A 13857-nucleotide genomic window follows, 5' to 3' on the forward strand; every position below is an offset into this window, starting at 1 on the left:
AGCGTGATTTGCGCATCGTCTGTTCTCCTCGTTGCTACGAACTTTACGAGAACAAACTCTCCGAATGAATGGCCCGATTTATCGGGGGCAGGTCAAGCGCAATGTCAGAGGATAAGTCATCATAGCGACATGCCAGCTTTTGCGGCGCCACCGCATGGCGTGAAAACTGCCGGGTGACATCGAGCCTGCCGCGCAGGGCAGGGAGGTCGTCTGCGTGATCCACATACCGGCGCGGCAGTCCCATGCGCACCGCTTCCATGAGGCGCGCACAAAACAGCCGGATCAACAATTCCAGGATGGTGTCCTTCTGCCATCCGAGCTGGGCCAACGATCCGGCATCGATCCGCAGATCGTGAACAACCGCCAGCATGTGGATCAGGCGGCGGCGAAGGGCTTCGTCCGTGGTCTCGTGTTCTCCCAGGCCCTCGATCTTCGGGAGGATCTCCAGCTGACAGCCCGGGGCGGCAATCACGCCGACCACGCCGCGCGCCCGCAACCCCTTGCGGCCGTGTTCGAGCACGCCTTCGCCGCCACGCCCCGCGAAGCTCGAGCGCGCCGCGATGGCGGCAATGCGATCAGCCTCGGCGGGCGGGATGGTCGTGTCGTCATCCCCGTAGCCGATGCGCTGCCATTCGCGGAGCGTGCGGCGGATCATGAACCGAGCAGCCGCGCGTAATTGAAGCTGTCTTCGCGCACGTCCCACCGGAAGCGCGGCATCGCTTCGCCATTGTCGAGCCCCGGTGGTGCCTTCAGGACGGACCTGTTCAGAAAGCCGCCCTCTATCGGCCCGTCATGCGTATCCAGATCGCCCAGCACCGCGGCGATCTTGCCCCAGTCTTCGAAGAAATACTCGGCCAGCAGCGGGATCACCTTGTGCCGCATGACCTCGTCCACATTCGCTCGGGTGTCGCAGCCGGTGAAATAGGCATGGCCGATCTGGTGGTCACGGTCATAGAGGTACTCGATCCGTTCATTGATGATCGTCAGAAGGGTCGGCAGATCGATACCTGTGCGGGCCGCAGCCTCCTTCAGAACGGCCGGATTGGGCAGGATTTCGCGGAATGTGAACCGCCGCCGCAGCGCCGTATCGAGCAGGGCGATGGAGCGGTCTGCCGTATTCATCGTCCCGACAATATGCAGGTTCGACGGAACACCAAACTCGTCCCCGGAATAGGGAAGGCGCACCTTCAGTTGGTTCGCCTGACCGAGACGCTTGTCCGATTCCAAGAGCGTAATCAGCTCGCCGAAAACCTTGGAGATATTGGCGCGGTTGATCTCGTCGATGATCAGGACGAAAGGTTCGGGATCAGATGGCCCCTCGTTCTGCTGGCTGTTCATGTAGCGTTCAAGGGCCGGCACGTTGAGCTCGGCATCATAGAGCGCGTAAATCGACTTTTGTGAGAATTTCCGGGAGTAGATTTCGCCGACAGGAACCCCTTCACGGTCTATCCAGAGCCAGCGGACAGCACGGCGATGGGCATAGTCTCCTTCCGGGCGGGGGGCAAATTCATAGCCGCCGCTAAACACCCCTATGGCTCGAAACAGTCCGTTGCCCTTCGAGACGATGACGATGTCACCGTCTCGGACCCAGTTCCGGAAAATGAACGGCATCTGCACCATACCCGACCGCGCATCCACATTGGTTTTGTGGTGGCCCTGCGCCTTGCAGGCTTCGATGATGGCTTCGCGGTTCGCGAACTTGTCGTCTGACCAGTCGATGTCCTCGAAGCCAAGGAGGGCGTAGCCGCCCTTGATCGCCTCTTCGAAGAGATGCGCGTCCTCAGGGTTGTTCGCCTCGCCGATCGACATCTTGAAGACCTGGCGGCCTTCAACACGTATCGTTTCCTCGTCGGATGCATGCCCACGGCTGGTCTCCGCGCGTTTCGCGATACGTCTGAAAATGCCGGGCACAGTCTCCAGCCGGAAACCGGCCGAGGATGTGTCCTCGCTATCATCCGCGCCAGTCATCGGCTGTCGGCCCTCGACGAACTCTTCATAGGCCATGGATTGGTGGAAGGTGACGAATTCGATCCGTCCCGCGGCCAGCAGGCCCTGGTAGACGGCCATGAGATCGTCGCGGTCCTCTGGCACTTTCTCCCCACATAGCCTTACGGCTTCGGCCGCCGTACGATAGGTCTTTCCGGTGCCTGGCGGGCCGAACAGGATCAAGTTTTCTGCGGCTGTGTTTGCTGAATGCGGCATGTGTTCGCCTTTTATGAAGTCCTTTGGTCCGAGCTCGAAGGTGAACATTGTCGTGGTACTTCTTGCAGGTCCCTCAATTTTCGGAGCAGCCACCTGGGCCAGAGACTGAAATTTTTCGCCTTCCAAGGCCTGACAGACATTCGCCCAGTTTTTCTCGAGCCCGCATAGATCGTGAAGATCACCTGCGCGAATGGTGACGCTTGACTGCCCAGCTTCCCGCGCCGGTTCGATGAAGTAGTTGAGGGCCACGAAACGGGCTCTGTCGGCACCGCGCATCAGGTGCAAATATTCATCCGGCAGCGGTAGCGGCACGTCATTCTTGTCAACGATGACATATCCCGCTTCGTGCAGTTTTGCCGCCGCATCAGAAGGTTGGCTCCAGCCACCATTCAACGTGCTGGAGGTCTTCTGGCTCAAAAATCCGACGATTGGTTTTGTCGGGTACTTTCTGTCCTCTCGAGGCTTTGTCGACCTGACCCAGTATTTCGTTGGTTCCTTGAAAGCAGAAAACACGGTCTCAAACTCGGCCGTTTCACGCAAATCGAAAGCATCCATGGCTGCCTCGATCACTTCGCGTGTCAAAGTGCCCTTGTCTTGCGTTTCCGAAGGCCGCAAGATTTCGTAGCCGAGTTCCTCGAGCTTCGAGAAGGCCTGTGCCTCGCCAAATCCGTTGAAGAATTCCTTCGCCGTAAGGACAGAATTTTCAGGCAAATGCGCAACTGCGGCGGCAACGATGGCCTTTGCAGGGTATGTTTGAAGGTCTCCATATCCAGAAACCCGCACTTTCGGAGTGGCAAAGCCGCGGCGTTGCAGAAAGACCTTTTCGCCGAGTTTCCGGCACTCTTCCATCGCGCCTTCAATCTCCTTGCGCGACAGGCGATCAACCAAAGTCTGATGGGCCGATTTATCTGGCATGTTTCGACGGTTTGCCAGAAAGCTGTGGTAGAGTTCGAGTGCTTGCCGAATGCTGGCCAGCCCAGTTCTCAAGACACCGTTTATTGGTACTGGTGAAGGGTTTGGTCGTCCTTCACGTTCATCTTCAGTGCTATAGGCGAACTTCTCGAGAACCTTTTCTTTCGTCTGAGTTGAAAAAAGTTCATCGAGATCACCAAGGTACTGCTCTACCCGTTTCGCACTGCTGATCCGAGATGAAACCGTCTGGAGTGACTGCCCTTTCTCTTCCAGCCACGCCTTGAACTCTGCTTCGTACCTCAAATCACTGTCCTTCGTTGTTCATCTGACTGCAGTCTTCAACGGGGCTACGCTTCAAGACACTGCCCGCGATCGTGATCATTTGGTTTCGCGTCTTGAGCTTCGGATATCGGAATTATAGACGGTATTTCAGACAGATGTAACCTGAGTTGGCGGCACCGTATGGGGCTGATTAGCGAACGTCCCATTGGGCCGAATTTACGAGAATGAAGAGTTGCCCGACGACACCACCACCACTGTGTCCCGCTTCAGACAAGTCACGAGAGAAGAGCTTTACGAAAAGGTCTGGTCGATACCGATCAGCCACCTGGCGGCCGAGTATGGTGTCTCCGGTTCCTATCTCGCGCGGGTCTGTACGGCGCTGGCTGTGCCCCGGCCTCCCGCAGGCTATTGGCAGAAGAAGGCGGTCGGAAAGGCCGCTCCACGCCCTCCACTTCCCCCTGCAAAGCCAGGCGATCAGCTTGTCTGGTCGGCGGATACGCCGCTCGCGCGTCCCGTGACGCCTGCCGCCAGATCTTCTGTGTCGTCACCTAGTCTTGACGGGCAACGCAAGGATGCCCGGCATCCGATCCTTCGCGGCGTCGAGCCGCATTATCGGAAGACGCGCAAGATTGACGAGTACGAGTTTCTTCGACCCTACAAGCTCCTCCTGCCGGACATCGTGACGTCCGAGACGCAGCTGCCGAGTGCATTGGACCTCGCCAATGCACTCTACGATGCGTTCGAGCGGAAAGGGTATCGCGTGACCTTCGCACCGCCTGATCAACCATTGTTTCGGGCGCAGATCGAAGAGCGGGAGGTTCCGGAGAAGGATCGCAAATACGGGCGCTATTCCTGCGGACGGATTTGGGCACCGCACCGCCCGACCGTCGCCTATATCGGCGAGGTTCCCATCGGTCTTGCGCTCGTCGAAATGTCCGAACGGGTCACGCTCAGATACTTTAAGGGCAAGTATGTGCGGGACGACAGTGCGGTCGTGAAGGCCGCCAGATCACACCAGCTGGTCCATTCCTGGACGACCGAGAACGATGTTCCGTCCGGGCGCTTCCGACTTGTCGCCTACGTGCCGCGCCGGGACGTAGAGTGGTCGGCGATATGGCAAGAGACACCAAAGCGAAACTTGTCGTCCATGTTCCCAAGGATCGTGAAGGAGCTGGAAGCCGTCGTGCCGGACCTCAAGTCCAAGACTGCAGAAGCCGAGGCGGCGGCCATCCGCAAGCAACGCGAATGGGAGGAACAGCAGGAACGCTGGAAGCGCGAACAGGATCGACGCAACGCGGACAAGGCCCTTGCCCAAAGCCGCGAACAACTCTCCGAAGTGATCCAGAAATGGTCCGCCGCGATGTCGATCGAAAGCTTTTTCCGAGAGGCGGAAGAGCGACTTGCCGACGTCGAGACCGACAGGCGCCAGGCCTTGTCCTCTCGGCTTGATCTTGCGCGGTCCATGATGGGAACGCTCGATCCGCTGGAATTCCTGGAGCGGTGGGTCGCGCCGGATGAGCGCTATCGACGGCAGTATCCTGACGAATAATTGTATTTTATTACAGAAATTTGAGGGACGATGCTCATATGTCTTCTCCGGGGTGTCGAACCCGTTTTGTTCGAAGTTTGGCTGTAGAACCCGGCCGCGTGGGGTTTCTTTTGCGCTGCCTCGGGTCCCGCGTGGTGACTTCCGCATTCCAGCTCCAATCAGCGAACTTGTCGCCGGTTTGGCGCAGGTGGGTGTAGCGCTTGAGCGACGTCCATGATCGGTGGCCGGAAACAGCTGCCGCGTGTGGAACGTTGTAGCCGATCTCGAACAAACGCGAGACGCCTTCGTGCCTCAGGTCGTGGAAGCGCAGATCCTCGATCCCCAGAAATTGCGTTGCCCGAGTGAACGCAGCGCTGATCGCATCGGTGGAATACGGGAAGATCTGGCTCGCGTGTTTGGGCATCGCCTCGATGATTGCCAGCGCCGGATCGGGCAGGTCGCACCAGACGTCGTTACCCATTTTCTCACCGGGGTTCTTCATGTCGCGCACGAGGACGCGTTTGCCCTCCTTGTCGAGGTCTGCCCATTTGATACGGGTGATCTCCTCCTGCCGACGCGTCGAGAAGATCGCGAAAGCGATGATGCGATGCATGGGGACAGAGGAGGGACGACGAATCGAGCGGTCAAGGAAATGCGCCATCAACTGGTCGAGTTCGTCCAGCGTCGGCCGCCGATCGCGGTGGCGGCTTTTCTGCGTGAGCCCCAGCTTCTTAGCGACAATCATCGCATTGCGCATCGCGCGCTCGTCCAGCGGGTAGTTCCAGGCCGGGCCGGCCACTGTGAAGACTGCGCTAAGATGGGAAAGGTAGTTCGACACGGTTTGCGGCGAGACACCGGTATTCAGCTTCTCCTTGGCGAAGGCCACGATGTCGGCGCTGTCGATCTGGGCACAGAGCTTGTTCGCGATGTCGAACTCCTTGATGCTTTTCAGCACCTGCGCCTTGGTTCGACCGATTGCCTTCGCGCTGTCTTCCACATATTTGTCGATGGCGTCGCCGAGGGTCACTTCGCGGCGGCGCGTCTCCCCGATGGGCAGGTTTTCGAGGGCGCCGGGCTTGGCGAGGTCCTTCTCGCGCTTCTCGATCCAGGCCGCGGCGGTCGAGCGCAGCTCGAAGGTCCGGTTCTCGCGCCAGACGGTTTTTCCAGCCCGCCGAACGGCGATCTGGGCAAGCCAGGCGGCAGAGCCGTCTTTGCGCTTTCGCTTGATGATGGTACCCATGGGGTTACAACATTTGGCCCAAGTTACAACATTTGTTGTAAATCCTACCCGAAACGGGCGCGATTTACAACAAATGAGACAAGAACGGGCTTGAGGATTGAGCGATAAATGGCTGATAAAAATAAAAAATCAAATAATTTCAATATACCCCTTTTGGCGGTCGCGCCGATGATGGATTGGACAGATCGCCATTGCCGCCATCTGCACCGGCTCATGTCGGCGCACACGTTGCTTTATACCGAAATGGTCACCGCGCCCGCGCTGGTACGGGGGGATGCGCGGCATCTGCTGGGGTTCGGTCCGGCCGAGCATCCGGTGGCGGTGCAGCTTGGTGGTTCGGACCCGGCCGAGCTGGCGCAGGCCACCGCTATGTGCTGCGATGAAGGCTATGACGAGGTGAACCTGAATGTCGGCTGCCCCTCCGACCGGGTGCAATCGGGGTGTTTCGGCGCGATTCTGATGAAGCAGCCGGCGCTGGTGGCCGATTGTGTGGCGGCGATGATCGCGGCGACGCGGGTCGAGGTGACGGTGAAATGCCGCATCGGGGTGGACGACCAGGTGCCCGAAGAGGTTCTGCCGGCGTTTCTCGAAACGGTCAGCGCGGCCGGGGTCAGGCGCTTTACCATCCATGCGCGCAAGGCCTGGCTGGAGGGGCTGAGCCCGAAGGAAAACCGCGATATCCCGCCGCTCGACTACGACCTGGTGCTGCGGATGAAGCGGGAGTTTCCGCAGCTTCACATCAGCATCAACGGCGGTATCGACACGCTGGAACAGGCGCGCGGCTTTCTCGAGGCGGGGCTGGACGGGGTGATGATCGGGCGGGCGGCCTATCACACGCCCGGCGACATCCTGCTGGGCGCGGATGAGGAGATTTTCGGGCAGCCCGGCCGCAAGACGGCCGAGCAGGTGGTGGACGAGATGCGCCCCTATATCGCGCGGCATCTGGAAGCCGGCGGTCGGCTGCACAACGTGACGCGCCACATGCTGGGGCTGTTCGCGGGCCGCCCCGGCGCGCGTGGCTGGCGGCGGGTTCTCTCAGAGGGCGCGCCCCGGCCTGGCGCCGGGCTCGAGGTGCTGGACGCCGCGCTCGCACAGGTCGCGCCCGCGGCAATGGCGGGATGAGCCGGGGCGCGGCGGCCATTGCCACCGGCGCGATTTTGCATTGAGCATTCGGGCCGGGCCGGGTTATCTGGCGCTCCGGACATATGGGAGGACACCATGCCCGATCTCGCAACACTGGCGCCGCTGGTCGCGCTTCTTCTGGGCATCGGCGCGCTCGCGGGGCTGATCGCGGGCATGCTGGGCGTCGGCGGCGGAATCGTGCTGGTGCCGGCGTTTTTCTACACGTTCTCGGCGCTTGGCTACGGCGGGCCGCAGCTGATGCAGATCTGTCTGGCCACGTCGCTCTCCACGATCATCGTCACCTCGACGCGATCGGTGATGAGCCATAACCGAAAGGGCGCGGTCGATTGGCCGGTGCTGCGCGCCTGGGCGCCGGGGATCGTGACCGGTGCGGTTCTGGGGGTGGTCGTGGCGTCGAACCTGCGGTCGATCGTGCTGCAGGGGATTTTCGGGGTGCTGGGGGTGTGCATCGGCCTTTATCTGGCGTTCGGAAAATCAAGCTGGAAGATCGCCGAACAGATGCCGGGCGGGCCCGTGCGTGCGGTGTTGTCGACGATGATCGGCTTTCTGTCGGTGCTGATGGGCATCGGCGGCGGCTCCTTCGCGGTGCCGACCATGACGCTTTACGGTCAGCCCATCCACCGGGCGGTGGCCACCGCTGCCGGCTTTGGCGTGCTGATCGCGGTGCCGTCTGTCCTGGCCTTTTTCTTCGTGCAGATCCCGGCCGGGATGCGCCCGCCCTATACGTTGGGCGCGGTCAACCTGCCGGCCTTCCTGATCGTCATCTCGATGACGCTGATCACCGCGCCGATCGGCGCGCGGCTGGCCCACGCGATGGACCCCAAGCCGCTGAAGCGGATCTTCGCGGGGTTCATCATCGTGGTCGCGCTGAACATGCTGCGCAAGGTCGCGGGGGTCTAGAGGCGGCGCAAGGCCGCGCGCGCGGCCATCGCGCCGCCGCTCATCGCGCCGGTGAAGCCGCCGAAGCCCGACCAGGCCGAGGCGATCCACAGCCCCGGCACCGAAGAGCGCACGGTTGACGGCGGCCCCGAGAGCAGCTTGGAGGGCGGTTCGGGCGCAAAGCCGTGGACCGCGCCGCCGGGCGTTCCCAACACGTCGCGCATGCTGCGCGCGGTCATCATCTCGGCGCTGGTGACGGCGGCGGCAAAGCCCGGCCACTCGGCGTCCAGCCGCTGCGTGAGAGCCCCTATCCATTCGGATTTCCGGGCGGCATAGGCGGTTTCGGACAGATCCTCCCAGTTTTCCAGCCGGTCCACCCCGGTCACGCTGAAGGGCGCGGGGCCGTCTTCGGCCAGGCCACTGTCGATCTGGCCGTAATCCACCGCGATCAGCGGCGGCAGCCGGTCGCCGGGCGCGGCGCCCAGCAGGGGGGCGGCGGCGCGGAAATCATCGGGTGTCTGCATCCAGCCGGGCAGCAGAACCGTGGAATAGGATGTGACCCCCAGGTCAGAGGCGGGCCGAGACAGCGCATATTGCACGCTGAACAGCGAGATCGAAGGATCGCGGCCGGCATAGGGGGCCAGGAAATCGTCGCGCAGCGGTTCGTCCAGCATCTGCGCCACCGCCTGTGGCGCGGCATTGGCAAAGATCACCGGGGCCGAAACCTCTGCCACGTCATCGGCGCCGGTCTGGAACCGCACGCCGGTGGCGCGGCCCGCCTCATCGGTCAACACATGGGTCACGCGCCGCCCGGTCAGCGCCTCGCCGCCCGCATCGCGGATGACCTCCACCAGCGCCTCGGTCAGCTTGCCCGAGCCGCCCTTGATGTAATAGCCGCCGCCCGACAGAAATCCGCCCTGCGCGATGGCATAGGCCAGCCACCACAGCCTGTCGGGATCGTCGCCGTAATAGGGCAGGTTCGCCGTCAGCACGAGCTTCAGCAGCTCATCCTTGCCGAAATACCGTTCCAGCACCTCGCTCAGCGACGCCCGCATGTCGCGTACCAGCGCCCAGAGATCCAGCGGCAGGTCGGCGGCATGGCCCAGCCACCAGTGGCCGCCATGTTTCTCGGCGAAGACGGCAAGCGCCTCCTGGCTGCGGCCGATCTGTTTGAGGAAGCGGTGGATCGCCTCGCGCCGGTCGGGGAAACGCGCGGCCAGCGCCGCCTCGACCGCGTCCAGGCCATGGGGCAGCGTCAGGGGTGCGCCCAGAACGGGCGAGCGGATCTCCTGAAAGGTTTCGATCGGCACGAAGGTGATATGCGCGTCCAGATCCAGCGCACGGAACACGGCGGCCTTTGGGTCGGCGCCGGAGCCGGGCAGGGTGGTTTCATGCAGCGAAACCTCGAACCGGTGGCCGCCACGCTCGAACGTGCTGGCGGCCCCGCCAAAGCCCGGATTCTTTTCCAGCACCAGCACCTCGTGCCCCGCCCTCGCCAGCAGGGCCCCCGCCGTCAGGCCGCCCAGGCCCGATCCGATAACGATGGCGTCGTAGTGCGATTTCATGACACGGCTCCTTTTGGGGCCAGTCTGCCATGCTTGTGTGTCAGGAAAATTGATCTGGCGCAGGGATCAGCGCGCCAGCCGTGCCTTTCGCCCGCCCCGGCGCTTTTGCAGGCGCGGAGCGCGGGAGGGCAGCTCCGCCAGGATCGCGGCGCGGCGGTCGGGCTCCATGCCCGACCAACGGGCGATCTCGTCTAGCGTGCGCAGGCAGCCGGTGCACAGGCGTTCCTCGGGGTGGATCACGCAGATCCGCACGCAGGGCGATTGCTGCTCGTCGCGGTTCCAGATCTCGTCATCGCTCATGTCGTGGCCCTCAGATGGCGCATCCTGTCCAGTGCGCCTTGCAGAATATAGCCCGCGGCAACGTGGTCGATCACCTCCGCACGGCGTCTGCGCGAGGTATCGGCCTCCAACAGTGCCCTTTCTGCCGCAACCGTGGACAGGCGTTCATCCCAGAACCCTATCGGAATCTCCGTGAGGCGCGAAAGGTTGCGGGCAAAGGCACGGGTTGACTGGCAGCGCGGCCCCTCGGTGCCATCCATGTTGCGCGGCAGCCCAAGGATCATCCCGCCAATCTCGCGCTCGGTGGCGATCTCGAGCAGGCGCGCGGCATCGACACCGAATTTCTTGCGCCGGATCGTCTCATGCGGGGTAGAGACCGACAGCAGCCTGTCAGACACCGCCACCCCGATGGTCTTTTCCCCCAGATCCAGCCCCATCAGCGCCCGGTGCGCGGGCAGGGCGGCCATCAGCGCCTCGATCGTGTCATGCACGCTCACTCGGCCACCCCGGCGCGTTCGGCGGCGGCGCGGATGGTGCCCAGATCGTCCGGGCGGGCGGCAAAGACCTGCTGCGCCTCGCCCCAGATGGCGGCGGCGCGGTCGGTTTCGCCCAGATTGCCGAGGGCCGCGATAAGCTGGGCCCATTCGGCGGCGGTGCCACCTTCATTCGCCAGCCTGTCGTTCAGGTTCTCGACCATGCCGCGGATCATCTCCATCCGCTCCTGCGGCGTCATGTCGGCGGCATTCGCCATGTCTTCGGCCGAGGGGCCGCGCAGGGCGGGGCCGGTGGCCAGCGGCGGCAGGGTGTAATCCTCGCCGGCGCGGAAGGCCAGTTCCTCGATCCCGGCGCGGATCGGCGTCACCCAGGGGTCATCCGGCGCGCTGTCGTTCAGCAGCCCGCGCCAGATGCGGAAGGTGATGTCGGGCCGCCCGGTCTGTACATAGAGCAGGCCCAGATAGTAACGCGCGGTGCCGTTGGCCTGATCGCGGTTCAGCGTCTGCTCGATCGCCGCCTCCGCCTCGGGCGAGACATAGCCGCCCGCGGCCAGCACCATCAGATCGGTCAGCGCGGCGAAATCCTCGGCCGTGGCCGCGTCGCCCTTCAGCGCGATCATGCGCGACTGCGCGATATAGGCGTTGCGGAAATTGCCGAGCGCGGCCTCGTTCCCGGCCAGAAGCTTCAGCCCCTGAATGTCATCGGGCCGCTGCGCCACCACCGCGCGCAGCTTCTCGACCAGTTCCAGATGGCGCGGATCGGGTTGTTCGGGGCCGGGGGCCTGGGGCATCTGCTCTTCCGCCTCGGCCTGGCGGGGGCGGGTCTGGCGCAGCTCGTCTGCCGCCGCCACCCGCGCCTTCAGCGGCACATCGGGATAGCCGGGTGCGCCGACCTGATCATACAGCAGCAGCGATCCGCCGACGACCGCCGCCGCCAGCACACCGCCCACGGCCCAGGTCGCCGCCTTCGGTGCCCTCGCGCCGGCGCCTTCGGCCTGCGCGGCGCGGTCGGCCTCTAGAATGCGGCGCGACACCTCCAGCCGCACGCGCGCGGCCTCTTCGCCGCTGATCACGCCCCGGGCAAGATCCTTCTCGACCTCCTTGAGCTGGTCGCGGTAGACCTTCAGGTCATAGGCGGCCGCCGGCGCGTCGCCGCTGCGCCCGCGGATCATCGTGATCAGCAGAACAAAGGCGATGATGGCCGCCGTGGCGGCCGTGGTAACATAGAACCACATAGGCCCTCCCCATCCGTCTTGATCGGGATGTATGCGCTTCGGCCCCGATCCGAAAGGGTAAAGCGGCGCGCGGGGCGGGGCTGCGACGACCTGCAGCGGCACAATGTCGTGTTTTTTCCACATTGTGCCGCTGGCGGTCGCGGGCCATGCTCGTTCCCGTTCCAAGACAGATTTCACGCAGACCGCCGCACGATAGGGATTCGCCTTTGCCGAAAAAACGATATTCCGCCTTCGCCCTGCTGCGAGAGGCCGCGCGGTATCACAGCGGCTGGGCGCGGGCCTGGGCGTCGCCGCAGCCGAAGCCCCGCTATGACGTGGTCATCGTCGGCGCGGGCGGCCACGGGCTGGCGACGGCCTATTACCTGGGCAAGAACCACGGCATCACCAATGTCGCGGTGATCGAAAAGGGCTGGCTCGGCGGCGGCAACACCGGGCGCAACACGACGATCATCCGCTCCAACTACCTGCAGGATCCCTCTGCCGCGATCTACGAAAAGGCGCGCGCCCTCTATGAGACGCTCAGCCAGGAGCTGAACATGAACGTCATGTTCAGCCCGCGCGGCGTGATCATGCTGGCCCAGACAGAACATGAGCTGCGCGGCTACCGGCGCACCGCCCATGCCAACGCCCTGCAGGGGGTCAGCACCGAATTCATCGGGCCCGAGCGTGTGAAGGAACTGGTGCCGATCATTTCCCTCGACGGCCCGCGCTACCCGGTACTCGGCGGGCTGTGGCAGGCGCGCGGCGGCACCGCGCGGCATGATGCGGTGGCCTGGGGCTATGCCCGCGCCTGTTCCGCGATGGGCATGGACATCATCCAGAACTGCGAGGTGACGGGCATCCGCGCGCGCGGGGGGCAGGTGGCGGGCGTGGATACCACCCGCGGCGCCATCGATTGCGGCCGGCTCGGCCTCGTCGTCGCCGGGCATTCCGGCGTGCTGGCCGGCATGGCCGGGTTCCGCCTGCCGATCGAAAGCGTGGCGCTGCAGGCGCTGGTGTCCGAGCCGATCAAGCCCTGCATGGATGTGGTGGTGATGGCCAACACCGTGCATGGCTACATGAGCCAGTCCGACAAGGGCGAAATGGTGATCGGCGGCGGCGCCGACGGCTACAACAGCTATACCCAGCGCGGATCATTCCATCATGTCGAGGAAACCGTGCGCGCGCTGATCGAAACCTTCCCGATCATCAGCCGCCTGAAGATGCTGCGCCAATGGGGCGGGATCGTCGACATGACGGGCGACCGCTCGCCGATCATCTCGAAAACTCCCCTTGGGGGGTGTTTCATCAACTGCGGCTGGGGCACGGGCGGATTCAAGGCGATCCCCGGCTCGGGCTGGGCGATGGCAGAGATGATGGCGAAGGGCGAGCCGGGCCCCCTGGCCGCCGCCTTCGGGCTGGAGCGGTTCCGCGAAGGCCGGTTCATCGACGAAAGCGTGGCGGCGGGGGTGGCGCATTGATGGCCCGGAACCCAATCCCGCCCCGCCGCGTTGACCATCCGATACGCAATCGAATGGAGCTTCGACAATGGCTGAAAACACCAACAGCACCCCCGCACTTGCCTTCATCCTCGGCGCGGTGGTCGTCCTTCTGGGCGGCGTGGTCTGGTATGTCTATTCCGGCGGCGAGATCCCCGGCGAGAATGAGCCCGAAATCCAGATCGACTTGCCCGACGGCGGCTGAGCCGCCCGTTTCCGGACAGCTTTCCGGCGGGGGCCGCCCGGCGCTCGCCGTTTTCATGCCGAAAGGTGCCGGATGCTCTTGCTGACCTGCCCCTGCTGCGGCGCCGAAGCCGATGAAACCGAACTGCAGCCCGGCGGCGCGGCCCATCTGACACGCGTCGGCCCCGGCGCCCCGGATGAGGCTTTCGAATCCTACCTCTTCCACCGCGAAAACCCGCGCGGCGTGCATATCGAGCGCTGGCGCCACGCCCATGGCTGCGGCAAGTGGTTCCACGCCGCCCGCTGCACCCGCACGCTGGAGGTGTTCGGCACTTACCCCGCGCAGATCACCGCCCCGCCGCAGCCCATCCGTGACGCGATCGCGGCGAAACACCCGGGCTGGGCGTGGAAGGAGGGCAAATGACCCCTCCGCTTTC

Annotated in this window: 13 protein-coding genes; 6 read left to right on the top strand and 7 right to left on the bottom strand. The window is 63.7% G+C overall.

All coding sequences use genetic code 11. The annotated features are described in order from the left end of the window. Window positions 1–43: 43 nt before the first annotated feature. Both GGR17_RS08375 and GGR17_RS08380 read right to left on the bottom strand, forming a co-directional pair. The gene (locus GGR17_RS08375) at window positions 44–655 is read right to left on the bottom strand and encodes an McrC family protein (RefSeq protein WP_054538625.1); all 612 of its coding nucleotides are present in this window, start codon (window positions 653–655) and stop codon (window positions 44–46) included. Next, window positions 652–3417 carry an AAA family ATPase gene (locus tag GGR17_RS08380; protein ID WP_207642700.1) on the bottom strand — a complete coding sequence of 922 codons (2766 nt, stop codon included), beginning with the start codon at window positions 3415–3417 and terminating at the stop codon, window positions 652–654. Before GGR17_RS08380 ends, GGR17_RS08375 begins: the two co-directional genes overlap by 4 nt. Window positions 3418–3628: 211 nt before the next feature. Between GGR17_RS08380 and GGR17_RS08385 the strand changes: the two genes are divergently transcribed. Continuing rightward, window positions 3629–4945 carry a FliH/SctL family protein gene (locus GGR17_RS08385; RefSeq protein ID WP_157445543.1) on the top strand — a complete coding sequence of 439 codons (1317 nt, stop codon included), beginning with the start codon at window positions 3629–3631 and terminating at the stop codon, window positions 4943–4945. 34 nt (window positions 4946–4979) lie between these two features. Here GGR17_RS08385 and GGR17_RS08390 read toward each other — a convergent pair whose 3' ends face one another. After that, entirely contained in the window at window positions 4980–6164 is a 1185-nt protein-coding gene (locus GGR17_RS08390; RefSeq protein WP_054538628.1) for a site-specific integrase, read from the bottom strand. A 108-nt stretch (window positions 6165–6272) separates the two neighbouring features. On the opposite strand from GGR17_RS08390, the gene dusA reads away from it, so the two are divergent. Both dusA and GGR17_RS08400 read left to right on the top strand, forming a co-directional pair. Beyond that, a complete protein-coding gene (gene dusA, locus GGR17_RS08395) occupies window positions 6273–7286 on the top strand; it encodes a tRNA dihydrouridine(20/20a) synthase DusA (RefSeq protein ID WP_054538629.1) in 1014 nt (337 codons plus the stop codon). A 96-nt stretch (window positions 7287–7382) separates the two neighbouring features. Beyond that, complete coding sequence (locus tag GGR17_RS08400) at window positions 7383–8207, top strand: sulfite exporter TauE/SafE family protein (protein WP_054538630.1); 825 nt, start codon at window positions 7383–7385, stop codon at window positions 8205–8207. Here GGR17_RS08400 and GGR17_RS08405 read toward each other — a convergent pair. The 4 genes from GGR17_RS08405 to ccmI form a co-directional block, all read right to left on the bottom strand. Beyond that, window positions 8204–9751 (bottom strand): phytoene desaturase family protein, encoded by a 1548-nt coding sequence (locus GGR17_RS08405; protein WP_054538631.1) that lies wholly within the window; start codon window positions 9749–9751, stop codon window positions 8204–8206. The two genes, GGR17_RS08400 and GGR17_RS08405, sit on opposite strands and share 4 nt — an antisense overlap. Window positions 9752–9817: 66 nt before the next feature. Continuing rightward, window positions 9818–10051 (bottom strand): DUF1289 domain-containing protein, encoded by a 234-nt coding sequence (locus GGR17_RS08410; protein WP_037211089.1) that lies wholly within the window; start codon window positions 10049–10051, stop codon window positions 9818–9820. After that, window positions 10048–10497, bottom strand: a complete 450-nt coding sequence (gene ruvX / locus GGR17_RS08415; RefSeq protein ID WP_054540363.1) for a Holliday junction resolvase RuvX — start codon at window positions 10495–10497, stop codon at window positions 10048–10050. Before ruvX ends, GGR17_RS08410 begins: the two co-directional genes overlap by 4 nt. Before the next feature lie 26 nt (window positions 10498–10523). Then, entirely contained in the window at window positions 10524–11759 is a 1236-nt protein-coding gene (gene ccmI, locus GGR17_RS08420) for a c-type cytochrome biogenesis protein CcmI (RefSeq protein ID WP_054538632.1), read from the bottom strand. A 146-nt stretch (window positions 11760–11905) separates the two neighbouring features. Here ccmI and GGR17_RS08425 point away from each other — a divergent pair, with 146 nt between their 5' ends. From GGR17_RS08425 to GGR17_RS08435, 3 genes are all read left to right on the top strand, one after another. Then, window positions 11906–13219 carry a sarcosine oxidase subunit beta family protein gene (locus GGR17_RS08425; RefSeq protein WP_082386570.1) on the top strand — a complete coding sequence of 438 codons (1314 nt, stop codon included), beginning with the start codon at window positions 11906–11908 and terminating at the stop codon, window positions 13217–13219. 67 nt (window positions 13220–13286) lie between these two features. After that, window positions 13287–13442: a hypothetical protein gene (locus GGR17_RS08430; RefSeq protein WP_157445544.1), complete on the top strand. Its 156-nt coding sequence runs from the start codon at window positions 13287–13289 to the stop codon at window positions 13440–13442. 72 nt (window positions 13443–13514) lie between these two features. Further along, on the top strand, window positions 13515–13844 hold the full coding sequence (locus GGR17_RS08435) for a sarcosine oxidase subunit delta (protein WP_054538634.1): 330 nt from the start codon (window positions 13515–13517) through the stop codon (window positions 13842–13844). Window positions 13845–13857 lie beyond the last annotated feature (13 nt).

It is taken from the genome of Actibacterium naphthalenivorans, assembly GCF_014196965.1.
Taxonomy (GTDB): Bacteria; Pseudomonadota; Alphaproteobacteria; order Rhodobacterales; family Rhodobacteraceae; genus Actibacterium_A; species Actibacterium_A naphthalenivorans.